Origin of the sequence: Kocuria varians, assembly GCF_006539885.1 — a bacterium.
GTDB classification, from domain to species: Bacteria; Actinomycetota; Actinomycetes; order Actinomycetales; family Micrococcaceae; genus Kocuria; species Kocuria varians.
Genome location: NZ_BJNW01000005.1, coordinates 20,670 through 44,928, shown reverse-complemented (window position 1 = coordinate 44,928; position 24,259 = coordinate 20,670). Strand labels below are relative to the sequence as shown.

The 24,259-nt window shown below is 69.7% G+C and carries 19 protein-coding genes; 14 read left to right on the top strand and 5 right to left on the bottom strand.

Features of this window, described 5'->3' with window-relative positions:
* Positions 1 to 37 precede the first annotated feature (37 nt).
* Complete coding sequence (locus tag KVA01_RS03890) at positions 38 to 1,249, top strand: TerC family protein (protein WP_141269016.1); 1,212 nt, start codon at positions 38 to 40, stop codon at positions 1,247 to 1,249.
* A 233-nt stretch (positions 1,250 to 1,482) separates the two neighbouring features.
* The gene (locus tag KVA01_RS03885) at positions 1,483 to 2,715 is read left to right on the top strand and encodes a TerC family protein (protein WP_068467191.1); all 1,233 of its coding nucleotides are present in this window, start codon (positions 1,483 to 1,485) and stop codon (positions 2,713 to 2,715) included.
* A 138-nt stretch (positions 2,716 to 2,853) separates the two neighbouring features.
* Here KVA01_RS03885 and KVA01_RS03880 read toward each other — a convergent pair whose 3' ends face one another.
* The 5 genes from KVA01_RS03880 to KVA01_RS03860 all read right to left on the bottom strand — a co-directional run bounded on the left by KVA01_RS03880 (position 2,854) and on the right by KVA01_RS03860 (position 8,403).
* Entirely contained in the window at positions 2,854 to 3,354 is a 501-nt protein-coding gene (locus KVA01_RS03880) for a hypothetical protein (RefSeq protein WP_068467189.1), read from the bottom strand.
* Positions 3,351 to 3,983 carry a transcriptional regulator gene (locus tag KVA01_RS03875; protein ID WP_068467187.1) on the bottom strand — a complete coding sequence of 211 codons (633 nt, stop codon included), beginning with the start codon at positions 3,981 to 3,983 and terminating at the stop codon, positions 3,351 to 3,353. Before KVA01_RS03875 ends, KVA01_RS03880 begins: the two co-directional genes overlap by 4 nt.
* 76 nt (positions 3,984 to 4,059) lie before the next feature.
* Positions 4,060 to 6,672, bottom strand: a complete 2,613-nt coding sequence (locus KVA01_RS03870) for a DEAD/DEAH box helicase (RefSeq protein WP_141269014.1) — start codon at positions 6,670 to 6,672, stop codon at positions 4,060 to 4,062.
* 85 nt (positions 6,673 to 6,757) lie between these two features.
* Positions 6,758 to 7,750 carry a bile acid:sodium symporter family protein gene (locus KVA01_RS03865; protein WP_068467183.1) on the bottom strand — a complete coding sequence of 331 codons (993 nt, stop codon included), beginning with the start codon at positions 7,748 to 7,750 and terminating at the stop codon, positions 6,758 to 6,760.
* Complete coding sequence (locus tag KVA01_RS03860) at positions 7,747 to 8,403, bottom strand: MBL fold metallo-hydrolase (protein WP_141269011.1); 657 nt, start codon at positions 8,401 to 8,403, stop codon at positions 7,747 to 7,749. The genes KVA01_RS03865 and KVA01_RS03860 overlap by 4 nt, the downstream gene beginning before the upstream one ends.
* A gap of 294 nt (positions 8,404 to 8,697) precedes the next feature.
* Between KVA01_RS03860 and KVA01_RS03855 the strand changes: the two genes are divergently transcribed.
* The 12 genes from KVA01_RS03855 (at position 8,698) to secG (ending at position 24,190) form a co-directional block, all read left to right on the top strand.
* Entirely contained in the window at positions 8,698 to 10,638 is a 1,941-nt protein-coding gene (locus tag KVA01_RS03855) for an MDR family MFS transporter (protein WP_141269009.1), read from the top strand.
* Between the two features lie 148 nt (positions 10,639 to 10,786).
* Positions 10,787 to 13,777, top strand: a complete 2,991-nt coding sequence (gene uvrA, locus KVA01_RS03850; RefSeq protein WP_068467179.1) for an excinuclease ABC subunit UvrA — start codon at positions 10,787 to 10,789, stop codon at positions 13,775 to 13,777.
* Positions 13,774 to 14,475 carry an HAD hydrolase-like protein gene (locus KVA01_RS03845; RefSeq protein ID WP_231860533.1) on the top strand — a complete coding sequence of 234 codons (702 nt, stop codon included), beginning with the start codon at positions 13,774 to 13,776 and terminating at the stop codon, positions 14,473 to 14,475. The genes uvrA and KVA01_RS03845 overlap by 4 nt, the downstream gene beginning before the upstream one ends.
* Before the next feature lies 1 nt (position 14,476).
* The gene (locus tag KVA01_RS03840; protein ID WP_068467177.1) at positions 14,477 to 15,166 is read left to right on the top strand and encodes a lysophospholipid acyltransferase family protein; all 690 of its coding nucleotides are present in this window, start codon (positions 14,477 to 14,479) and stop codon (positions 15,164 to 15,166) included.
* Positions 15,159 to 17,225 carry an excinuclease ABC subunit UvrC gene (uvrC, locus tag KVA01_RS03835; protein WP_068467175.1) on the top strand — a complete coding sequence of 689 codons (2,067 nt, stop codon included), beginning with the start codon at positions 15,159 to 15,161 and terminating at the stop codon, positions 17,223 to 17,225. The genes KVA01_RS03840 and uvrC overlap by 8 nt, the downstream gene beginning before the upstream one ends.
* Before the next feature lie 63 nt (positions 17,226 to 17,288).
* Positions 17,289 to 18,206 carry an RNase adapter RapZ gene (gene rapZ, locus KVA01_RS03830; RefSeq protein ID WP_068467239.1) on the top strand — a complete coding sequence of 306 codons (918 nt, stop codon included), beginning with the start codon at positions 17,289 to 17,291 and terminating at the stop codon, positions 18,204 to 18,206.
* Positions 18,207 to 18,233: 27 nt separating this feature from the next.
* Positions 18,234 to 19,307 carry a gluconeogenesis factor YvcK family protein gene (locus tag KVA01_RS03825; RefSeq protein ID WP_141269007.1) on the top strand — a complete coding sequence of 358 codons (1,074 nt, stop codon included), beginning with the start codon at positions 18,234 to 18,236 and terminating at the stop codon, positions 19,305 to 19,307.
* 56 nt (positions 19,308 to 19,363) lie between these two features.
* Positions 19,364 to 20,377, top strand: coding sequence for a DNA-binding protein WhiA (whiA, locus tag KVA01_RS03820; protein WP_141269005.1), 1,014 nt, complete (start codon positions 19,364 to 19,366; stop codon positions 20,375 to 20,377).
* A 237-nt stretch (positions 20,378 to 20,614) separates the two neighbouring features.
* On the top strand, positions 20,615 to 21,622 hold the full coding sequence (gene gap, locus KVA01_RS03815) for a type I glyceraldehyde-3-phosphate dehydrogenase (protein ID WP_068467171.1): 1,008 nt from the start codon (positions 20,615 to 20,617) through the stop codon (positions 21,620 to 21,622).
* Positions 21,623 to 21,709: 87 nt separating this feature from the next.
* Entirely contained in the window at positions 21,710 to 22,933 is a 1,224-nt protein-coding gene (locus tag KVA01_RS03810; RefSeq protein WP_141269003.1) for a phosphoglycerate kinase, read from the top strand.
* 120 nt (positions 22,934 to 23,053) lie between these two features.
* A complete protein-coding gene (tpiA, locus tag KVA01_RS03805; RefSeq protein ID WP_141269001.1) occupies positions 23,054 to 23,872 on the top strand; it encodes a triose-phosphate isomerase in 819 nt (272 codons plus the stop codon).
* Between the two features lie 63 nt (positions 23,873 to 23,935).
* Positions 23,936 to 24,190, top strand: coding sequence for a preprotein translocase subunit SecG (gene secG / locus KVA01_RS03800; RefSeq protein WP_068467166.1), 255 nt, complete (start codon positions 23,936 to 23,938; stop codon positions 24,188 to 24,190).
* Positions 24,191 to 24,259: the final 69 nt, after the last annotated feature.

Below are 24,259 nucleotides of genomic sequence, written 5' to 3'. Positions count from 1 at the left end.
CGGGCTGCTCCCAGCAACGCTCTCCGAAGGGGTACACGTGGAGATTTCCGGACTGCAGTGGGGGATCACCATTGCGGTGATCGTGGGACTGCTCGCCTACGACTTCGTCTTCCATGCGCGCAAGCCGCACGAGCCCACCATCAGGGAAGCCTCCCTGTGGACCGGGCTCTACGTCTCCCTGGCCCTGGTGTTCGGCCTGCTCATCCTCTTCTGGGACGGTCCTGGCTTCGCTGCCGAGTACTACGCCGGTTTCGTCACAGAGCAGGCGCTGTCCGTGGACAACCTGTTCGTGTTCCTCATCATCATGGCGTCCTTCAAGGTGCCGCGCGCGGACCAGCAGAAGGTGCTGCTCTTCGGCATCGTGGTGGCACTGATCGCCCGCACGCTGTTCATCTTCGTGGGGGCCGCGGCCATCAACCGGTGGGCCGCGCTGTTCTACGTGTTCGGGATCTTCCTCAACTACACCGCGGGCAACCTGGTCAAGGGTGAGATCACGGACAAGGACGAGGACGACGCGGCCAACAACGTCATGGTGCGCCTGGCCAAGCGCTTCCTGAAGACCACGGACGAGTACGACGGCGACAAGCTCTTCACGGAGGTCGACGGCAAGCGCGTGATGACCCCCATGCTGCTCGTCATGGTGGCGATCGGCCTCACGGACATCATGTTCGCCCTGGACTCGATTCCCGCGATCTTCGGCCTGACGCAGGAGACGTACATCGTCTTCACCGCCACGGCGTTCTCCCTGATGGGCCTGCGACAGCTCTACTTCCTGATCGACGGGCTCCTGGACCGCCTGATCTACCTCTCGTGGGGCCTGGCCCTCATCCTGGGCTTCATCGGCGTGAAGCTCATCCTGCACGCCCTGCACGAGAACACCCTGCCGTTCATCAACGAGGGCCACCCGGTGCACGTGGTTGAGGTCACCACGGGCTTCTCGCTCGCGGTCATCCTGGGTGTCCTAGTGCTCACCGTGCTGGCCTCCCTGTACAGCCCCAAGGGCCGGGCGGTGCGCATCATTAACGGCGCACGCGACTGGTCCGAGCGCTACCTCAGCCTGCCCGAGTCCGCACCCCTGGAGGAGCGCACCAAGGCCGCGGAGAAGATGCAGAAGTACCGGGACCAGCTCCCGGGCGTGAAGGCCAAGTACCGGGACGAGCTCATCGAGTCCGAGGCCCGCTACCACGACCTCCTCGAACGCGCGCACGGTCTGCGGGAGAAGCGCATCGCGGACGCGCAGCAGAACTGACCCGGCCACGCGCAGACCCACGTGCCCCTCGGACGACGTCCGAGGGGCACGCGTCGTCTGGTAAACTGGTCCGCGATCAGGGGAGTATCCCTCACCTCCGTGCACGTCAGTACGTTCGGCGCCAACGCCGGGCCGGGCACGGACCACGACCGTCGGGAGACCCGCCGTGAGGCGCAGGATCCGGGCCGTGGGGGAGAGACTTGTGCGGTTCTTGCAACCCCAAGGAGTCTCCCGTGGAGATCACCACCCTGCAGTGGGGCATCACGATTGCCCTGATCCTCGGCCTGCTGGCCTACGACTTCGTCTTCCACGTGCGCACCCCGCACGAGCCCACAGTCCGTGAGGCGGCCGTCTGGTCCGCCGTCTACGTGGGCATCGCCCTGCTCTTCGGCCTGGTGATCCTCTGGCTGGAGGGCCCCACCCTGATGGCCGAGTACTACGGCGGCTACGTCACGGAGAAGGCGCTGTCCGTGGACAACCTCTTCGTCTTCCTCATCATCATGGGGTCGTTCGCGGTGCCGCGCGCGCACCAGCAGAAGGTGCTGCTCTTCGGCATCGTCTTCGCGCTGTTCGCCCGCACGGCGTTCATCCTGGTGGGCGCCGCCGCGATCAACGCGTTCGCATGGGTGTTCTACCTCTTCGGCCTGATCCTGATCCTCACCGCGGGCAACCTCATCAAGGGCGAACTGAGCGAGGAGAAGGAGGACGAGGCCAACAACGTGATCGTCCGCCTGGCTCGCCGGGTCCTGCACACCACCGACCACTACGACGGCGACAAGCTCTTCACGGTGCAGAACGGCAAGCGTGCGCTGACGCCGATGCTGCTCGTGATGGTGGCGATCGGTGGCACGGACATCCTCTTCGCGCTGGACTCGATCCCCGCGATCTTCGGTCTGACGCAGGAGCCGTACATCGTCTTCACGGCCACCGCGTTCTCGCTCATGGGGCTGCGCCAGCTCTACTTCCTGATCGACGGCCTGCTGGACCGGCTGATCTACCTCTCGTGGGGCCTGTCGATCATCCTCGCGTTCATCGGCGTGAAGCTCATGCTGCACGCGCTGCATGAGAACACCCTCCCGTTCATCAACGACGGCGAGCACGTGGCCGTGGTGGAGATCGGCATCGGCACCTCGCTCGCCGTGATCATCGGCGTGCTCGTGGTCACCGTGCTGGGCTCGCTCTACAGCCCCAAGGGACGCGCGCTGCGCACGATCCAGAAGACCCAGAACCTCACGGAGCGCTACCTCGCGCTTCCCGCGGACGCTCCCGCCTCCGAGCGCAACGGCCTGGCCGAGGAGATCGCCGCCCTGCAGGAGCGCCTCCCGCGGATCTCCGAGACGCACAAGAACGAGCTCATCGAGTCGCGCGCCTGGTTCCGCTCACGCTTGGAGGCGGCACACGGCCAGCACCGTGAGTTCCAGGAGACGGGCCGGGTGCACACCCCTGGTCCGGAGGCCGTGGACTGACGACGACGCCGCCCGCTGGGTTCCCGGGAGCAGTGACCGGCGCGCCCGCGCCGGGGGAACGGGGTTGGCAAGGGTGCGACATGACCTGCTGGGCGCGCCGGGCGCAGTGCAGTCCGGACCGGCGGGGATGACGCCGCGCTAACCCGCGAACGGACCCGGCGGCGTCGTGCACCACAGGGCCGCCCCGGCGAAGAGGCCCGCCCACAGCAGGGACACGAGCGTGCCGATGATGAACTGCTCACGCTGCAGGGCGTTGGTGAACTCCCCGTAGCGGGCGAGGCCCTTGACAGCCACGACCACCGCGATGCCGCCGATCATTCCGGTCATGAGCGACACGATGGCGGACGCCCGTTCGAGGGCACCGATCACGAGACCGCCACGCAGGGGCGGGTCCACGGGATCGGCCGCGGCCTCCGACTCGGCCCAGGGGTTCACCTCGGGTGCGGGGCGCTCGTTCGACACGTCCGCGAAGGCGAAGACGGCGCGCACCACGGGGTCGCCGGACAGCGTGCCCGCCACGAGCAGGGCCGGGAAGGCCCAGGACCGCGGAGCGGTGCCCGAGTGCAGCGTCCACACCGCGGTGGCGACCACGAGCAGGGTGGGCAGCACGATGGTGGTCAGGGGTCGGAGGGGCGTCATGAGCGTCCCCCTCGGTCCTCGTGGTCGGCGGTCATGGGGTGCCGAGGCGTGTCTGCCAGTTCGAAGAGGTCCACGAGGACGTCGTGCACCGCGTGCTCCTGCTGCCACAGTGCGGCGCCGAGCCTGCGGGAGACGGAGGACTGGGCGATGCCGAGCGTGTGCGCCATCTCCTGCTGCGTCCGGCCGAGGTCCGCGAGCCCGGCGGCCTCGGCACCGCTGGGAGTGCGCCGGGCGCGCACGGCGCACACGAGGTCCAGCACGGTGCCTGCCCGCTCGGCCCACTCGCCACCGCGCACCACGGGTGTCTCCCGTTCCTTGGCCTGACCCACCGCGTCACGGGCTGCGACGAACGCCGGTCCGGTGGTCTCGCGCACGGATGCACCGAGCGGTGAGTCCACGGCGCCGATCCCGAGACCGACGTGCCAGGTCCCCGCGTCCGCGAGGTGGAGCACCGCGCGCAGGGCGAGGGCGGCGTCGTCGTACAGGGCCTGCAGTTCATCGCCGGCGCTCACGTCCCAGCCGAGCAGGGGGCGGGGGAGGGCTCGCTGCAGGGACTCGCGCAGTGCGGCAATGTTCTGCGCGGACGCGTCCGCGCGGGACGCCCGGCGGTCGATCGTCAGGACGAACACGCCCCACCTCCTCGGTCATGCGGCTCTGAGCGCATAGTAACCCATCATGCATCCTGAAATGCATAAATGGCCACGCTCAGCGGCCCGTCTCCGCCACACCGCCCACGTTGTCCACGAGCACCGCGGGGAAGCCGTCCTCGTCCGAGGCCGCGAGGTCGATCCGCGCGTTGATGCCCCAGTCGTGGTTGCCGTCCGGATCGTCGAAGACCTGCAGGACCGTCCAGAACCCCGGCATGCCCTCCGGGTGCTCGTCGATCCGGATGAGGGACGGGCCGCGGGACTGGGCGTCCGTGTAGATGTCCTCGTACTCGTCGAAGTAGGCGTCCAGCGCGTCCGCCCAGCGGTCCCGGTCCCACCCGGTCTTCTCGTCCAGCGCGCCCAGGACCTTGTCCTTCTCCTGGGCGAAGAGCTCGACCCGCTGGAACAGGGCGTTGCGCACCATGACCCGGAACGCGCGCACGTTGGACGTGACGCCCTCGGGCTGCTCCGCGACCAGCTCCTCGAGCGAGTCCGCGCCCGTGCCCATGGGGGACTCGGTGCCGGAGGCGAGCTTCTCCCACTCGTCCAGCAGCGAGTTGTCGGTCTGCCGGATGGACTCGCCGAGCCACTCCACGAGGTCCGTGAGCGGTCCGGTGGTCGCATCCACGGGGACGGTCTGGCGCAGCGCCTTGTACGCGTCCGAAAGGTAGCGCAGCAGGACACCCTCCGAGCGGGCGAGGCCGTAGAACTGCACGTAGTCACCGAAGGTCATGGCGCGCTCGTACATGTCCCGCACGATGGACTTGGGGGACAGCTCGAACTGCGAGACCCACGGTGCCGAGCCGCGGTACGTCTCGAAGGCCTGGTCCAGCAACTCCTTGAGGGGCTGCGGGTAGGTGATCTCGTCGAGCTCGCGCATGCGCTCCATGTACTCGAGCCCCTCCGCCTTCATGGCGGCCAGCGCCTCGCCCTTGACCTTCTTCTCCTGCAGGTTCAGCACCTGCCGGGGCTTCTCGAGGGTTGCCTCGATCACGGAGACGACGTCGAGCGCGTACGTCTCGGACTCAGGGTCCAGCAGTCCGAGGGCCGCCAGGGCGAAGGGGGAGAGCGGCTGGTTGAGCGCGAAGTTCTCCTGCAGCTCCACGGTGAGGCGGTACCTGCGGCCGGTCTCGTCCGGTTCGGGCAGGCGCACGACCACCCCGGCGCGCATGAGCTCCTTCAGGATGGCCAGGCCCTGGCGCAGCAGCGCCCGCTGCCGGGCCCTGGGCTCGTCCACGCTGGTGAGCAGTCGGTAGGCGGCCGCGATGTTGTCCCCGGGGCGCTGCAGCATGTTCAGCACCATGGCGTGGCTGATGTCGAAGGAGGACGTGAGCTGCTCCGGCTGCGCCGCCACGAGGCCGTCGAAGGTCTTCCGGCTCCAGGACACGAAGCCCTCCGGTGCCTTCTTCTTGGGCACCTGGCGCAGCTTCTTCTGGTCGTCGCCGTGCTTGGCGCGCGCCTTGGCCATGGCGCGCTCGTTCTCGATCACGTGCTCGGGCGCCTGCACCACCACGGTGCCGGCGGTGTCGTAGCCCGCGCGCCCGGCGCGTCCCGCGATCTGGTGGAACTCGCGCGCGCTGAGGCGGCGGGTGCGGCGGCCGTCGTACTTGGACAGCGCGGTGATCAGCACCGTGCGGATGGGCACGTTGATGCCCACGCCCAGGGTGTCCGTGCCGCAGATGACCTTGAGCAGTCCGGTCTGGGCGAGCTGCTCCACGAGCCGACGGTACTTGGGCAGCATGCCGGCGTGGTGCACGCCGATGCCGTGGCGCACGAGCCGGTTCAGGGTCTTGCCGAAGCCCGCGGAGAAGCGGAAGTCTTTGATCAGCTCCGCGACCCGCTGCTTCTCCTCCTTGCTCAGCACGTCCACGGACATCAGGTTCTGTGCCTGCTCCGCCGCGGCCAGCTGGGAGAAGTGGACCACGTAGACCGGTGCCTGGTGCGTGGTCAGCAGCTCCTCGAGCTCCTCGTGGATGGGCCGCTCGGAGTAGTAGTAGTGCAGGGGGATGGGCCGCTCGGCGGAGGAGACGAGCGCGGTGGACCGCCCGGTGGTCTCCTGCAGCCGCTGCTCGATGCGGGTCACGTCCCCGAGGGTCGCGCTCATCATCAGGAACTGCGCCTGAGGCAGCTCGATCAGCGGCACCTGCCACGCCCAGCCCCGCTGCGGGTCCGCGTAGAAGTGGAACTCGTCCATCACGACGATCCCGAGGTCCGCGTCCGCGCCCTCGCGCAGGGAGACGTTGGCGAGGATCTCCGCGGTGCAGCACACGATCGGGGCGTCCGCGTTCACGGCGGAGTCCCCGGTGACCATGCCCACGTTCTCCGCGCCGAAGATCTCGCACAGGTCGAAGAACTTCTCGGACACGAGCGCCTTGATGGGGGCCGTGTAGTACGAGCGCTGACCCCGCGCGAGACCCGCGAAGTGCGCGGCCACGGCCACCGTGGACTTCCCGGAGCCCGTGGGGGTCGCCAGGATCACGTTGGACCCGTTGGCGACCTCCAGGACGGCCTCGTCCTGCGCCGGGTAGAGCTCCATGTCCCGGGAGGCGATCCAGCCGAGGAAGCCCTCGTAGATTTCGTCCTCGTCCAACGGGTTCGAGGCGAAGTCGCCCCGCAGGTAGTGGTGGCCGGGGGCGGAGAGGTCGGGAGCGAGCGCGTAGAGGAGTTTCATCCCGGCCAGCCTATCGGTCGGCTCCGACACCCTGACGGGTCCCTGACGAGGAGTTCGGGACGACGACGCCGCGCGGCCGGGCGGGTCAGGCGTCGAGCCGGCGTGCCGCGCGGGCGTCCACGCGACGGCACAGCAGCGCGAAGACCGCGCCGGAGAGGTTGTGCCACACCGAGAACACGGCGCCGGGAAGGGCCGCGACCGGGGACATGTACTGGGCGGCGAGCCCCGCCGCGAGACCGGAGTTCTGCATGCCCACCTCGACGGCGGTGGTCCGCCGGACGGGAGCGGGCTGGCCGGTCACGCGTCCCACGGTCCACCCCAGAAGCAGTCCGAGGAGGTTGTGAATCGCCACGGCCGCGAGCACGAGCAGCCCGGCCTGGACGATCTTGTCGGCGGAACCGGAGACCACGATGGCCACGATCACGGCGATGCCCACGACCGAGATCCACGGCAGCACCGGCAGCAGCCGGGCCACCACGCGGGGCAGGACGAGACGCACCACGAGTCCGAGCAGAACGGGCAGCAGCACCACCATGGCGATGGACTTCGCCATGGAGCCACCGTTGAGCGGCATGTAGGAACCGGCGAGCCACAGGGTCAGCAGGGGAGTGAGCACGGGGGCGAGCAGCGTGGAGATGGACGTCATGGTCACGGAGACCGCCACGTCTCCGCGGGCGAGGTAGGAGACCACGTTCGAGGCCGTGCCACCGGGCGCGCAGCCCACGAGGACCACACCCGCCGCGATCTCCGGCGGCAGCTGCAGCGCCCAGCTCACGAGCACGGCGACGCCTGGCATCACGACGTACTGCGCGAGCACGCCCACGACGATCGGGACCGGGCGCTTGACCACCAGAGCGAAGTCCGCCGGGCGCAGGGTCAGTCCCATGCCGAACATCACGAGCCCCAGCAGCGGGTTCGTCCAGGAGACCGCCTGGTGCACGGTCGGGGCGAAGACGTAGCCCACGAGACCGCCCAGCAGGACGAGGACGGGGAAGACCAGCACCGCGACGTAGGCGGCGCGGTCCTCGGAGCCGCGCGCGGCGGCGTCGTGCCCGGTGGAAGCCTCCGGAGCGCTCACCAGCCGCGTTCCTGCCACTCCCGCAGGTGCGGGCGCTCGGCGCCCAGGGTGGTCGGCGCGCCGTGGCCGGGGTGGATCACGGTGTCGTCGTCGAAGCGGTCGAAGATGCGCTCGGTGACGTCCGCGTAGAGCTGCTCGAACGCCTCGGGGGACTCGGTCTTGCCGAGCCCGCCGGGGAAGAGGGAGTCGCCGGTGAAGATGTGCGCCGGGCCGTGCGGGTCCCGGTAGACCACCGCGATGGAGCCGGGGGTGTGGCCCCGCAGCTCGACGATCTCCAGCTCGAAGCCGTCGAGCTCTGCGGTGTCGCCGTTGTCGAACGTGAGGTCCATGGGCACGGCGATGTCGTTCTCGTCCGCGGCGCCGCACGCCGTCATGGCCTCGGAGTGGGTGGCGACCTCCTCGAGGGCGCGCACGTGGTCCCAGTGGGAGTGCGTGGTGATGATCAGCTGCAGGTTGGCCCAGTCGGAGCAGTCTCCCGAGCCCGCGGCGACCATGCCGGCGATGGCGCGGGGGTCGTCCGCGGCGTCGATGAGCACCTGGGTGCCCTCCTTCTTGGAGGTCAGCAGGTACACGTTGTTGTCCATGTCACTCACGGAGATCCGCCGAATGGTGATGTCGGTGAGTTCCGTGACCTCGGTCTGGGTAGCGATCATGGCAGAGAGTCTAAACGCGACGTTGCGGGCGGGCGAACGACCCCCGTCCGCCATGCGCGAGATGTGGCGCAGATGACCCCGTGGGTGCCGTGGACGGCCCACGGGTGCAGACATATAGTTGCGTGAAACATCTGAGCCGGGCGGGCGCCTCCCACCCTCGTAGCCGCTGCCCACTCCCGTGGGAGCGGGCGTGACGGGGGAGCTGGCCACGTCGAAGGTCAGCGTCCTCGCGCTCCTCGCCACCGTGCCGGGGTGCCCGGCGGAGGACCTGGTGCGCCGAGAGGAAACCCATCCGTGACAACAGCCCAGGACCCGACTCGCAGCACGCGCACGCAACGGACCCCGGAGCAGGAGCACCGCGACGTCCTGCGCGCCCTGACCGGCATCCTCGCGGCGTTCTTCATGGCCATGATGACGCTGACCATCATCGGCACCGCGCTGCCGGTGATCATGGCGGACCTGGGCGGTGACCAGACGGCCCTGTCCTGGACCGTCACGGGCACGCTGCTCGCCAACGCCGTCACCACGCCCGTGTGGGGCAAGCTCGCGGACCTCTTCGACAAGAAGAAGCTGCTGCTGATCACCATCGCGGTCTTCGTGGTCGGATCGGCCGCCGCGGGTCTCTCGGGCTCGATCAGCATGCTCGTGGTGGCGCGCGTGATCCAGGGCGTGGGCATGGGCGGCCTGGCGGCACTCTCCCAGACGATCCTGGGCACGATCATCCCGCCGCGGGAACGCGGCCGCTACGCGGGGTACATGGGTGCGGTCATGGCCGTGGCCACGTCCGTGGGACCGCTGCTCGGTGGACTGATCGTGGATGCGTTCGGGTGGCGCTGGTGCTTCCTGATCCCGGTTCCGCTCTCGGTCCTCGCCGCCGTGCTGATCGTGCGCACGCTGCATGTGAAGGAGGTGGAGCGTAAGCAGGCCCCGAAGGTCGACGTCCTGGGCATGGCGCTGCTGGCCGTGGCAACCTCCGGGCTGCTGCTGTGGGTCTCCTTCGCGGGCAAGCTCTTCGAGTGGACCTCGTGGGAGTCGATCGCGCTGATCGTCCTCACGGTGCTGGGGACCCTCGCGTTCATCGCGGTGGAGCGCCGCGCGAGCGAGCCGACCATGCCCCTGAACGTCATCACGGAGCGCACCACGGTGCTCGCGATCATCGCGGCCATCGCCACGGGCGGCGCGATGTTCGCCTCCACCACCTACATGGGCCAGTACTTCCAGCTCGGCCAGGGCTACACGCCCACGGAGTCCGGCATGCTCATGCTGCCGCAGGTCGTGGGGTCCTTCCTGGGCTCGATGGTCGCCGGGCAGCTGATCACCCGCTACGGCCGGTGGAAGCGCGTGCTGATCGGCGGCGGAGTGGTCCTCACGGTGGGCCTGTTCCTCGCGGCGCAGCTGAACCACGACACCCCGGCGTGGCTCGTGGGCATCTTCATCTGCCTCGTGGGTCTGGGCGTGGGCACGCTGAACCAGAACCTCGTGCTCGCGGTGCAGAACACCGTGGGGCTCAAGGACATGGGAGCGGCGTCCTCGGCGGTCGCGTTCTTCCGCACGGTGGGCGGTGCGGTGGCCGTCTCCGTGTTCGGTGCCCTGCTCACGCGCCACCTCTCCACGCAGCTGACGGCCTTCGCGGCCGAGCACGGCATGGACTCCTCGGCGGTTCCCGACGCCGCCTCCTTCGACCTCTCGAGCCTGCCGCCCGCGGTGCTGGAGGCGGTGCGCGAGGCGTACGGCACCGGCACGGGGCTGCTCTTCCTCGTGGCCGGCATCGCGTCCCTCGTGACCCTGGCGTGCGTTCTGCTCATGGTCGAGACGCCGCTGCGCACCACGGTGGACGTCGCGGAGGTGGACCCCGTGACCGGCGAGATCACCGTGGTGCAGCGCAGCGTGGACCCCGTGGCGGCGGCCGGACTGCGGATGCAGCAGGCGGAGACCGGCCAGATCCCGGTGGTGGACGCCCGCGCCTCCGGGCTGCGGCGCTCCCCGGACGAGCAGCGCGGCGAGGCGGCGATGGCGCCGCGTGCCGTCCACCGGGCGGACACGGCGCAGCTGACGACGGCGCCCGGCCAGGCCGCGGAGGCCCCGGCCACGCGAGCGCAGGCCGCGTCCGCTCCCACGTCGAGCACGGCGGCCGACGGACCCGCAGCGCACGGTGTGTCGGCTGCGTCTGAGGACGAGCCGTCGGGACGGTCCGAGGACGACGGCGCGCCCCGGCAGGGTCGGCACCGCGCCTGACGCGGCGGCGTCGTTCGCTGAGGACGACGCCGCCGTGCTGCGCGCAGCGCTGATTTCGTCCCCGAGGCCGCAGAGCGTGTCGGAGGCAGGCACTAGAGTGGCAGCCGTGTCAGAGCGAAACCCCTCATCCGATGCCCCGTCCACGTCCGTGCTCGCCGAGCGCACGGCCCACGAGCACGCCCCGAAGACCCGCGCCTCCGGGGTCTCGGACCTCACGGAGATCGTGGTGCAGGGTGCGCGCGAGCACAACCTGAAGAACGTGGACCTCACCATCCCGCGCGACTCCATGGTCGTGTTCACGGGACTGTCCGGGTCAGGGAAGTCCTCCCTCGCGTTCGACACCATCTTCGCGGAGGGCCAGCGCCGCTACGTGGAGTCCCTGTCCTCGTACGCGCGCATGTTCCTGGGGCGGGTGGACAAGCCGGACGTCGACTTCATCGAGGGCCTCTCCCCGGCGGTGTCGATCGACCAGAAGTCCACCTCCCGCAACCCGCGCTCCACGGTGGGCACCATCACCGAGATCTACGACTACATGCGCCTGCTCTGGGCGCGCATCGGCCACCCCCACTGCCCGGTGTGCGGCGAGCCCATCACCAAGCAGACCCCGCAGCAGATCGTGGACCAGCTCCTCGAGCTGCCCGAGCGCACGCGCTTCATGGTGCTCGCGCCCGTGGTCAAGGGCCGCAAGGGCGAGTTCCAGGACCTCTTCCAGCAGCTGAGCCAGCAGGGCTACGCGCGCGCCGTGGTGGACGGCGAGACCGTCCAGCTCGAGGACGCCCCCAAGCTCAAGAAGCAGTACAAGCACACCATCGACGTCGTGGTGGACCGTCTCACGGCCAAGCCGGACGCCCGGCAGCGCCTCACGGACTCGGTGGAGACCGCGCTGAACCTCGCCAACGGCCGCGTGGTCGTGGAGCTCGTGCCGCGCGAGGGTGAGCAGTCGCCGTGGCCCGAGGCCCGGCGCACCTTCTCCGAGCACCTCGCGTGCCCCAACGAGCACCCCCTGCAGACGGACGAGATCGAGCCCCGCTCCTTCTCCTTCAACGCACCGTTCGGCGCGTGCCCCGAGTGCGACGGCATCGGCTCCCGCTTGGAGGTGGACGAGGACCTCGTGGTCCCCAACCCGGACCTCTCCCTCGTGGAGGGCGCGATCGCCCCGTGGTCCCTGGGCAAGGCCACGAGCGACTACTGGAACCGGCTGCTCGCGGGTCTGGGGGAGGAGGTCGGCTTCGACCTCGTCACCCCCTGGAAGGACCTCCCGGCCAAGGCGCGCAAGGCCGTGCTGCACGGCAAGGACTACAAGGTCACCGTGGCCTACCGCAACCGGTGGGGGCGCGAACGCCGCTACACGCAGGGCTTCGAGGGCGTCTTCGGCTACATCAAGCGCAAGCACGAGGAAACGGAGTCGGACCACGCCAAGGACCGCTACGAGCAGTACATGCGCCAGGTGGCGTGCCCCGAGTGCGGCGGCGCCCGGCTGAACCCCACCATTCTCGGGGTGACCGTGGGCGGGAAGAACATCGCGGAGGCCACGCGGCTGCCCATGCGGGACTCCCTCACGTTCTTCGAGCAGCTGGACCTGGACCGCCGCGAGTCGAAGATCGGTGACCAGGTGCTCAAGGAGATCGTGGCGCGCCTGACGTTCCTGATCGACGTCGGGCTCGACTACCTCAACCTCGAGCGCGCCGCGGCCACCCTCTCCGGCGGCGAGGCGCAGCGGATCCGGCTCGCCACGCAGATCGGCGCAGGCCTCGTGGGCGTGCTCTACGTCCTGGACGAGCCGTCCATCGGCCTGCACCAGCGTGACAACCGACGGCTCATCGACACGCTGCTGCGGCTGCGGGACATGGGCAACACGCTCATCGTCGTCGAGCACGACGAGGACACCATGCGCGAGGCCGACTGGGTCGTGGACGTGGGGCCGGGCGCCGGCGTGCACGGCGGCGACGTCGTCCACTCCGGCACCTACGAGGAGCTGCTCGAGAACCGCGAGTCCATCACCGCGGACTACCTCACGGGCCGCCGACTCATCGAGGTGCCCCAGAAGCGCCGTCCCATCGACAAGAAGCGGCAGCTGACCGTGGTCGGGGCGCGGGAGAACAACCTGCAGAACCTCACCGTGGACTTCCCGCTGGGCGTCTTCGTGGCCGTCACGGGCGTGTCCGGCTCCGGCAAGTCCACGCTCGTCAACGACATCCTCTACACGAGCCTCGCCAACCAGCTCAACGGCGCCAAGCAGGTCCCGGGCCGCCACCGCCGGATCGACGGCCTGGAGCACCTGGACAAGGTCGTGCACGTGGACCAGAGCCCCATCGGACGCACCCCGCGCTCGAACCCCGCGACCTACACGGGAGTCTTCGACCGGATCCGCAAGCTCTTCGCGGAGACGCAGGAGGCCAAGATGCGCGGGTACCAGCAGGGCCGGTTCTCCTTCAACGTCAAGGGCGGGCGCTGCGAGGCGTGCTCCGGGGACGGCACGCTGAAGATCGAGATGAACTTCCTGCCGGACGTCTACGTCCCGTGCGAGGTGTGCAAGGGCGCACGCTACAACCGGGAGACCCTGGAGGTGCACTACAAGGGCAAGAACATCGCCGAGGTGCTGGACATGCCCATCGAGGAGGCGGCGGAGTTCTTCGCGCCGTTCACCGCGATCGCGCGCTACCTGAACACGCTCGTGGAGGTGGGACTCGGCTACGTGCGCCTGGGGCAGCCCGCCACCACGCTCTCCGGCGGTGAGGCGCAGCGCGTCAAGCTCGCCGCGGAGCTGCAGAAGCGCGCCAACGGCCGCACCATCTACGTGCTGGACGAGCCCACCACGGGCCTGCACTTCGAGGACATCCGCAAGCTGCTCATGGTGCTGCAGAGCCTCGTGGACAAGGGCAACAGCGTGATGACCATCGAGCACAACCTGGACGTCGTGAAGTCCGCGGACTGGATCGTGGACCTCGGCCCCAACGGCGGCTCCGGCGGCGGAACGGTGGTCGCGCAGGGCACGCCGGAACAGGTCGCACGCAACGAGGACAGCTTCACCGGCCAGTTCCTCCGCGAGGTGCTCGAGCACTCCGCCGCGCGCGAGGCGGCCCACGCCGAGGCTGCCCGCCTGGGCGCTCAGCCCGTGACGGCGGGGAAGTCCTCGTGACCGCGCAGCGGCCCGTGGTGCTCTGGGACCTGGACGGCACCGTCCTGGATCCCGCGGGAGCCATCACGGAGGGCATCGCCGAGGCGCTGTGGACGTGCGGCTTCGAGGCCCCGGAGAACCTGGAGCGCTTCGTGGGACCGCCCATCGGGGAGTCCCTGCGCCGTTTTACGGACGTCCCCGAGGGCCAGATCCCGCAGGTCGTCTCGGTGTACCGATCCGGCTACCTCACGGAGGGCCTCGAGCGAACCCGCGTGTACCCGGGGATTATGGACGTCCTGCGGTCCCTCGCGCAGCGCGGGGTGCGGCAGGCCGTGGCCACCCAGAAGCCGGAGCGGATCGCCGTGCGGGTCGTGGAGCGCTTCGGGTTGACGGACTACGTCGAGACCGTGGCCGGCGCCGCGGACGACCTCGCCGCGCCCTCGTCCGGGGGCAACGCCCTGCACGACAAGCCCGCGATCATCGCGGAGGCGCTGCACCGCCTGGGTGCCGTGCCCCCGGACCCGGCGCGCACCGTCATGGTGGGGGACCGGAGCTACGACGCCGAGGGCGCCCAGAGCAACGGCATCGACTGCATCGGGGTCGCCTGGGGCTTCGCCCAGCCCGGAGAGCTGGAGGGCCAGTGTGCCGCGCTCGCCCGGGAGCCCCGTGATTTGGCACACTTGCTCCTGCCATACACGGACGCAGCAGGGAGCGCTTGAGATGATCACCAAGTACGACGTCACCAAGGCCACGGTGGCCCGAACCCTCAAGCTGCTGTGCCGTCCGGCGATCACGGGCGTGGACCGGCTGCCCGAGTCCGGGCCCGTCATCATCGCCTCCAACCACCTCACCTTCCTGGACTCGGTGATCATCTCCGCGTTCATGCCCCGGCGGGTGAAGTTCATCGCCAAGGCCGAGTACGTCAACAGTCCGGGGATCAAGGGGCGCCTGATGCGTCAGGCCTTCGAGTTCATCGACATCATTCCGGTGGCCCGCGGACAGCAGAGCGAGTCCGTGGCCGCGCTGCAGCCCGCCGTGGAGCACCTGGAGGAAGGCAAGGTCTTCGGCATCTACCCGGAGGGCACGCGCTCCCGGGACGGCTACCTCTACCGGGGCCACTCCGGGGTGGCGTACCTCGCATACCTCACGGGCGCACCCGTGGTCCCGGTGGGCATGATCGGCACGCAGCGGCTGCAGCCGCCGGGAGCCACCATGATCCGCCCGGCCAAGTTCGAGATGCACGTGGGGGAGCCCATCCAGGTCCCCCGCGCGGGGATGAAGCAGACCGGGCGCATGCGCAAGGAGCTCGTGACCCAGGTCATGGACACCATTGCCGGGCTCTCGGGCCAGCCCCGCAAGGACGTCTACAACGTCTCGCCGTCGGCCCAGAGGGATCTGGGGAATGGCTGATCCGGCAAGCTACAGGCCGGCACGACAGGACATCCCCACCAACCCGGGCGTCTACCGCTTCCGGGACGAGCACGGCCGCGTCATCTACGTGGGCAAGGCCAAGAACCTCCGCAACCGGCTGTCCTCGTACTTCGCACCGCTGCACCAGCTCGCACCCAAGACTCGCGCCATGGTCACCACGGCGGCGGCCGTGCAGTGGACGGTCGTGGGTTCGGAGTTCGAGTCCCTGCAGCTCGAGTACACGTGGATCAAGGAGTTCGCGCCGCGGTTCAACATCGCCTACCGCGACGACAAGTCCTACCCGTACCTCGCGGTCACGATGTCCGAGGACGTCCCGCGCGCCATGGTCACGCGCGGGGAGAAGAAGCCCGGCAACCGCTACTTCGGTCCGTACTCGCAGGCGTGGGCCATCCGGGACACCCTCGACGCCCTGCTGCGGGTCTTCCCCGTGCGCACGTGCACCAAGGGCGTGTTCCAGCGCGCGGAGCGCAGCGGCCGGCCGTGCCTTCTCGGCTACATCGACAAGTGCTCGGCGCCGTGCACGGGGGAGATCTCCCGGGAGGACCACCGCGAGCTCGCGGACGACCTCTGCCGCTTCATGGCCGGGCACGCCAAGCCGTACATCCGTGAGCTCACGCGCCAGATGAACGAGGCCGCCGAGCGCATGGACTTCGAGACCGCGGCGGCCCGCCGGGACGACGTCGCCGCCCTCGAGCGGGCGTTCGAGCGCAACACCGTGGTCCTCGCGGACACCACGGACGCGGACTTCTTCGCGATCGCCGAGGACGAGCTCGAGGCCGCCGTGCAGGTCTTCTACGTGCGCGGCGGGCGGATCCGCGGTCAGCGCGGCTGGGTCACGGAGAAGGTCGAGGACGTCACCACGGCCGAGCTCATGACCAACCTGCTGCAGCAGGTCTACGGCGAGGCGCAGTCGGGACTCGCCCAGCCGGCGTCGCCCCGGCGCAGGAGTGCGGCGCGCGGCAGCGAGGACGTCGTGGGCCAGCACCGCCGCACCTCGGAGCTGGCGTACCGGCAGGACACGATCCCGCGCACGGTCTACGTCTCCGCCGAACCGGACGAAACGGACGAGCTGACCGGGTGGCTCAGCGAGCTGCGCGGGTCCCACGTGAGCATCCAGCGACCGCAGCGCGGGGACAAGGCCCAGCTGCTCGAGACGGTGGCGGAGAACGCCCGCCAGGCGCTGGCCCTGCACAAGTCACGCCGCGCGGGGGACCTCACCACGCGCTCGGCGTCACTGCAGCAGCTGCAGGAGGCGCTCGGACTGCCGGACGCCCTGATGCGCATCGAGTGCTACGACATCTCCCACGTCCAGGGCACCAACGTGGTCGCGTCCATGGTGGTCTTCGAGGACGGCCTGCCCCGCAAGTCCGAGTACCGCAAGTTCTCGATCACCGGGGAGGCCGCCCGGGACGACACCGCCTCGATGTACGACGTGATCCACCGCCGCTTCACCCGGCACGTGGAGCAGCAGCGCCGCGCCGCGGAGAAGGGCGTGAGCACCGGCGAGGTCGCGGCGGACACCGAGGACGCGACGTCGCGCGCGTTCGCGTACCCGCCCAACCTCGTGATCGTGGACGGCGGTCCGCCCCAGGTCGCCGCGGCCCAGCGTGCCCTGGACGACCTCGGGGTCACGGACGTGCACGTGGTGGGACTGGCCAAGCGCCTGGAGGAGGTCTGGGTCCCGGACGACGAGTTCCCGGTGATCCTGCCGCGAGCCTCCGAGGGGCTGTTCCTGATGCAGCGCGTGCGGGACGAGGCGCACCGCTTCGCCATCACGTTCCACCGGCAGAAGCGCTCCAAGGCCATGACGGTCTCGGCGCTGGACGAGATCCCGGGGCTGGGGCCCGCCAAGCAGAAGGCGCTGCTCAAGCACTTCGGCTCCGTCAAGAAGCTGAAGGAGGCCACCGCGGAGGACATCCTGGAGGTCAACGGCTTCGGCCCGGCGCTGGCGGTCAAGGTGGCCGAGGCCCTGGGCACGCGGGAGAGCACGGTCTCGGAACCGGTGATCGACACCGTGACCGGAGAGCTGCTCGGCTGAAATGAAACTGGTCTACCCTGGAGTGGAACCTTGCAGTCGGCAGATCAGGCGGTCCACCAGCCCATGAGCACCCCACCCCCGGAGACCGCGTCCCCCGCGCTGGAGCCGGTGAAGCCCCCCACGGCGGAGCTCCTGATCGTGACCGGGATGTCCGGCGCGGGACGCTCCACGGCGGCGAACGCCCTCGAGGACCTGGGCTGGTACGTGGTGGACAACCTCCCGCCGCAGATGCTCGGCACCCTGGCGGATCTGGCGTCGCGCACCCCGCAGACCCTGCCCAAGCTGGCCGTCGTGATCGACGTCCGCGGCAAGGCGCTGTTCAACGACATGCGCGAGACCCTCGCCGCGCTGGAGAACTCCGGGGTGGAGTTCTCGGTGCTGTTCCTGGAGGCCTCGGACGAGGTCCTGGTCTCGCGCTACGAGCACCAGCGCCGTCCCCACCCGCTGCAGGGCGGCGGGCGCATCCTGGACGGCATCAGGGCCGAGCGAGAGCTGCTGCGGGACCTGCGGGAGACCGCGGACTCGGTCCTGGACACCTCCTCGTTCAACGTGCACGCGCTGACCAAGGCGGTTGCGGACATGTTCTCCACGAGCGGGCCCGTGGTGCTGCGCCTGACCGTGATGAGCTTCGGCTTCAAGTACGGCGTCCCCGCGGACGCGAACTTCGTGGCGGACGTGCGCTTCATCCCCAACCCGCACTGGGTCCCCGCCCTGCGTCCGCGCACGGGCAAGGACAGGGAGGTGCGCGACTACGTCTTCGGCAACGACGGCGCCCGCACGTTCGTGGACCGCTTCGTGTCCATGCTGGAGCCCGTCTTCGCGGGCTACCGCAACGAGAGCAAGCACTACGCCACGATTGCCATCGGCTGCACGGGAGGCAAGCACCGCTCGGTCGCGATCACCGAGGAGGTCGCCCGCCGGCTCGGGAAGTCCCCCCGGGTGACCGTCAACATCCAGCACCGGGACGTGGGCCGCGAGTAGTCGCGTCCCCCTGACGTTACGGATCCCATGAGCACATTTCCTTCGACGGGTGCGTTGCCCCGGCTGCCGCTGAGCAGCCGGCGGGACGTGGACCCCTACCACTCGCTGGACCCCGCGGCACGGGACGCCCTCACGGACGCGGACTCCGTGGTGGCGCTGGGCGGCGGGCACGGCCTGTCCGCGAGCCTCTCCGCGCTGCGGCTGCTCGCGCCCGCGCTCACCGCGGTCGTCACGGTCGCGGACGACGGCGGCTCCTCCGGCCGGCTGCGCGACGACCTGGGCGTCCTGCCGCCGGGGGACCTGCGGATGGCCCTGGCAGCCCTGTGCGACGACTCGCAGTGGGGCCGCACGTGGAGCGACGTCATGCAGCACCGCTTCAGCGTCAAGCAGCACCCGGACGAGGGCCTCGACAACCACGCCTTGGGCAACCTGCTCATCGTGACCCTGTGGGAGCTGCTCGGGGACCCCGTGGAGGGTCTGCGCTGGGCCGGGGCCCTGCTGGGCGCCAGGGGGCAGGTCCTGCCCATGAGCTGCGTGCCCCTCGTGATCGAGGGGGACGTCTCCCCGGGCAGCGACCCGACCACCACGTGTCCCCCTGAAAAGATCCTGCGCACGGTCACCGGGCAGTCGCGGCTGGCCAAGGAGGCGGACGTGTGCAACGTGCGGCTCTCGCCGGCGGACGCCCCGGCGTGCCCGGAGGCGGTCACGGCCATCGAGGAGGCGGCCTGGGTGGTCCTCGGACCGGGCTCGTGGCACACCTCCGTGCTGCCGCACCTGCTGCTGCCCGAGCTGCGGGACGCGATCTGCGCCTCGCCCGCCAAGCGCCTGGTCACGCTGAACCTCTCGCGCGACTCCGAGACGCTGAGCATGGGCTCCGGAGACCAGCTGCGCGTGCTCAAGCGCTACTCGCCGGAGCTGCGGCTCGACGTCGTCCTCGCCGACCCGTCCGCGGCGGAGTCGCCCAAGGACGTCGAGGCCGCCGCCGCCCAGCTGGGCGCGGAGGTGCACTGGGACTCCCTGCGCGAGAAGAGCGGCAGCCCCGTGCACAACCCCTTCAAACTGGCCGCCGCCTACCAGCAGATCATGAACGCGCGCAGCTGAGCGCAGCCCGCTGCCTCGCCCGCGCCGTCCCCCAACCCGCAAGGAGATCGTCCGTCATGGCATTGACCGCATCGGTCAAGGAAGAACTCGCCCACCTCCAGGTCCGCAAGTCCGCGGTGCGTGCCGCGGAGCTCTCGGCCCTCCTGCGCTTCGCGGGCGGGCTGCACATCGTGGCCGGTCGCATCGTCGTGGAGGCGGAGCTCGACACCGAGTCCGTGGCCCGGCGCACGGCGCGCACCGTGGGGGAGGTCTTCGGGCACGAGTGCGAGTTCGGGGTGATCAGCGGCGGGGGGCTGCGCCGCGACCGCACGTGGCTCGTGCGGGTCGCCAAGGACGGCGAGGCCCTGGCCCGCCGCACCGGGCTCCTGGATGCGCACGGGCGCCCGGTGCGCGGTCTGCCGCCCACGGTGGTCAACGGCAGCGTGGAGGAGTCCGCCGCCGTGGTCCGCGGGGCCTTCCTCGCCCACGGCTCGCTCACGGAACCGGGTCGCGCGGCGGCCATGGAGTTCACGTGCCCGGGGCCGGAGGCCGCCCTCGCGCTCGTGGGCTCCGCCCGCCGTCTGGACGTGCTGGCCAAGGCCCGGCAGGTCCGTGGCGTGGACCGCGTGGTCGTGCGCGACGGCGACACGATCGCCGCGCTGCTCACGCGCCTGGGTGCCCACCGCGCGCTGCTGCAGTGGGAGGACCGCCGCATGCGCAAGGAGGTTCGGGCCACGGCCAACCGGCTCGCCAACTTCGACGACGCCAACCTCCGCCGCTCCGCGCAGGCCGCCGTCACCGCGGGGGCCAAGGTGGAGCGCGCCCTGGACATCCTGGGGGACGAGGCCCCCGAGCACCTGCGCGCCGCGGGCCGGCTGCGCGTGGCCAACAAGCAGGCGAGCCTCGACGAGCTCGGCCGGCTCTCGGACCCGCCGCTGACGAAGGACGCGATCGCTGGACGTATTCGCCGGCTGCTCGCCATGGCGGACCGCCGGGCGGAGGAGCTCGGGGTCGCCACGACTTCCGAGTTCGCGGCCCACGTCGGCGCCGAGCACGCCGAGCAGACCGCGAACGGCCAGTCCGCCGAGTGATCTTCGGGGCTCATGTGGTTTTGTGTGGGATCCCCACCCGCGCCCGCAAAAACACGCCCCCAGCACTGTATTCCGGACGCAGATCCCGGTAGAATAAACCCTGGAACACCAGGTAGGACCGCACGTCGGACGATCGGCGCGGTGTGGGATTGAGACCGTTTAGTTTCGATCCAACATAGCGGTGGTCCGGTCGCCGGAAACGCGCCCTGCCGCACCACGACACAGAGGAGATCCCCAGTGACAGTCAAGGTTGGCATCAACGGTTTCGGTCGCATCGGCCGCAACTTCGCGCGGGCCCTGTACACCCACCACGGTCACGACATCGAGCTGGTCGCCGTCAACGACCTCGCCGATCCCGAGACCCTGAAGCACCTGTTCGAGTTCGACTCCGTCATGGGTCGTCTCGGCGCAGACATCTCCCTCGACGGCGACGTCATGACGGTCGACGGCCACAAGGTCAAGTTCCTGGCCGAGCCGGACCCCTCGAAGCTGCCCTGGGGCGAGCTCGGCGTGGACATTGTGGTCGAGTCCACCGGTCGCTTCACCACCGGCCCCAAGGCCAAGGCCCACCTCGAGGCCGGCGCCAAGAAGGTCGTGCTCTCCGCTCCCGGCAAGGAGGTGGACGGAACCTTCGTCTACGGCGTCAACCAGGAGTCCTACGACCCCGAGACCATGAACATCGTCTCGGCGGCGTCCTGCACGACCAACTGCCTCGCGCCGCTGGCCAAGGTCCTCAACGACGAGTTCGGGATCGAAGAGGGCCTGATGACCACCATCCACGCCTACACCGGCGACCAGCGCCTGCACGACGCCCCCCACAAGGACCTGCGCCGCGCCCGCGCCGCCGCTCTGAACATGATCCCCACGACCACCGGTGCCGCCGCCGCCGTGGGTCTGGTGCTCCCGGAGCTGCAGGGCAAGCTGGACGGCTTCGCCGTGCGCGTGCCCGTCCCCACCGGCTCGCTCGTGGACCTCACGGTCAACGTGCGCGAGGACGTCACGGTCGAGTCCGTGAACGCCGCCGTCAAGAAGGCCGCCGAGGGCCCCTTCAAGGGCATCATCGAGTACTCGGAGGAGGCGCTCGTCTCCAAGGACATCGAGGGCTACGACGTCTCCACCGTCTTCGACGCCCCGCTGACCAAGGTCATCGGCAACGAGGTCAAGGTCATCGCCTGGTACGACAACGAGTGGGGCTACACCATCCGCCTCGTCGACTTCGTCTCGTACGTGGCCGATAAGCTCTGAGTCAGACCGCTCAGTGGCGCCGGTGCCCAGCGGGTACCGGCGCCACTGTCGTCAGTACGTGATCACCCCAGCGAAAGGATGACGGAAATGGCCAAGTCGCTCGACGATCTCATTGCCGAGGGGGTCTCGGGACGCCGGGTCCTCGTGCGTTCGGACCTCAACGTTCCGCTCGACGGCTCCACGGTGACGGACGACGGGCGCGTGCGCGCGTCCCTGCCGGTCCTCACCAAGCTGGCGAAGGCCGGCGCGCGGGTCATCGTCATGGCCCACCTGGGCCGCCCCAAGGGCACCGTGGACCCCAAGTACTCCATCAAGCCGGCCGCTGACAAGCTCGCCGAGCTCGCGGACGTGCCGGTCGTCGTCGCCACGGACGTGGTCGGGGAGGACGCCCGGGCCAAGGCCGACGCGCTCGAGGACGGCCAGATCCTGGTGCTCGAGAACGTCCGCTACGACCCGCGGGAGACCTCCAAGGACGACGCCGAGCGGGCCGGATTCGCGCGCGAGCTCGCCGCCCTGACCGGAGAGAACGGCGCCTACGTGAACGACGCCTTCGGAGCCGTGCACCGCAAGCACGCCTCCGTCTTCGACATCGCCCACGAGCTGCCGAGCTACCTCGGTGACCTCGTGAAGACCGAGGTGGAGGTCCTGAGCAAGGTCATCTCCGACCCCGAGCGTCCCTTCGTAGTCGTCATGGGCGGTTCCAAGGTCTCGGACAAGCTGGCCGTGATCGACAACCTGATCGGCAAGGCGAACTCGCTGCTGATCGGCGGCGGCATGGTCTTCACGTTCCTGGCCGCCCAGGGCCACGCCGTGGGCTCCTCGCTGCTCGAAAAGGACCAGATCGACACCGTCAAGGGGTACCTGGACCGCGCCGAGGCCGCGGGCACGGAGATCGTGCTGCCCGTGGACGTCGTCTACGCGGCGAGCTTCTCGGAGGACGCCCAGCACGAGGTGCGCCCGGTCTCGGACATCGAGGGCGGCGCCATCGGCGACTCCGGACTCGGTCTGGACATCGGCCCCGAGTCCGCCACGATCTTCGCGGAGAAGATTGCGGCTGCGAAGACCGTGTTCTGGAACGGACCCGTGGGCGTGTTCGAGATGGCGCCCTTCGCCAACGGCACCAAGGCCGTGGCCGAGGCGTTGGCCACTTCTGACGCCATGAGCGTGATCGGTGGCGGCGATTCCGCCTCCGCCGTGCGCAACCTGGGCTACCGCGACGACCAGTTCGGCCACATCTCCACGGGCGGCGGCGCGTCCCTCGAGTTCATCGAGGGCAAGCAGCTTCCCGGATTGGTGGCCCTGGGCGCGTGAGCGGCCCCTGAAGCCGCGTCAGCACCGCACCGAGTAGTGACACCGCGCGGGGGTCCGCACTGCGGGCCCCCGCGCACCCACACCACAGCTTGACCGCACGCCACCGAAGGAGAAGTCAGCATGACCACGCAGACCAACGGAGTGTTCGACCGCACGCCCCTGATCGCGGGCAACTGGAAGATGAACATGGACCACTCGCAGGGCATCGCCCTGGTCCAGAAGCTCGCGTGGACCCTGAAGGACGCCAAGCACGACTACTCCCGCGCGGAGGTCGTGGTCTTCCCGCCGTTCACGGACCTGCGATCGGTGCAGTCCCTGGTGGAGGGGGACGGCCTGCAGATCAAGTACGGGGCCCAGGACCTTTCCGACCAGGACAAGGGGGCCTACACGGGCGACGTCTCCGGTGAGTTCCTCGCCAAGCTCGGCTGCAGCTACGTACTGGTGGGCCACTCCGAGCGACGCCTCATCCACCACGAGTCGGACGAGCTGTGCCGCGACAAGGTGCGCGCCGCGGTCCGCCACGGGCTCATCCCCATGCTGTGCGTGGGCGAGGGCCTCGAGGAGCGCCAGGCCGGCAACCACGTGCAGTACACGCTGGAGCAGCTGCGCGGCAGCCTCGCGGACCTGGGCGCGGGTGAGCTCGAGGGCCTCGTCGTGGCCTACGAGCCGGTGTGGGCCATCGGCACCGGAGAGGTCGCCGGGCCCGAGGACGCGCAGGAGATGGCCGCGGCCATCCGCGCCGAGCTGGAGAAGCTCTACGGAGCGGACTTCGCCCGCGCCACGCGCATCCTCTACGGCGGTTCCGTGAAGTCCTCGAACGTCGCGAGCATCATGGCCGAGCCGGACGTGGACGGTGCCCTCGTGGGCGGCGCCAGCCTCGATGCGGAGGAGTTTGCTAAGATTGCACGGTTCGTGCAGCACTTGGTCACCGACAAGTGACCCGTTCCGGTCCCTGACCGGAGCCCTGCTCACCCCCAGTTCTCTGCTGAATCGAGGCAATTCGTGGACATCCTCCTGATCGCCCTCCAGGTGGTCATCGTGGTCACGAGCATCCTGTGCATCATGTTCGTCCTGCTCAACAAGGGCAAGGGCGGCGGCCTGTCGGACATGTTCGGTGGCGGGATGACCCAGTCGCTGAATACCTCCGGCGCCGCGCAGAAGAACGTGGTGCGCATCACCACGGTGCTCGCCATCGTGTGGGTGCTCGCCATCGTCGGCTACGCACTGGTGCTCCGGTTCGGCAGCGCGGTGGTCTGAGCACCCGCCGAGCGGGAGGCAACAGGGGAGCACGGGAGGCGTTCCGTCCCCGCGCAGCCTGAGCCACGA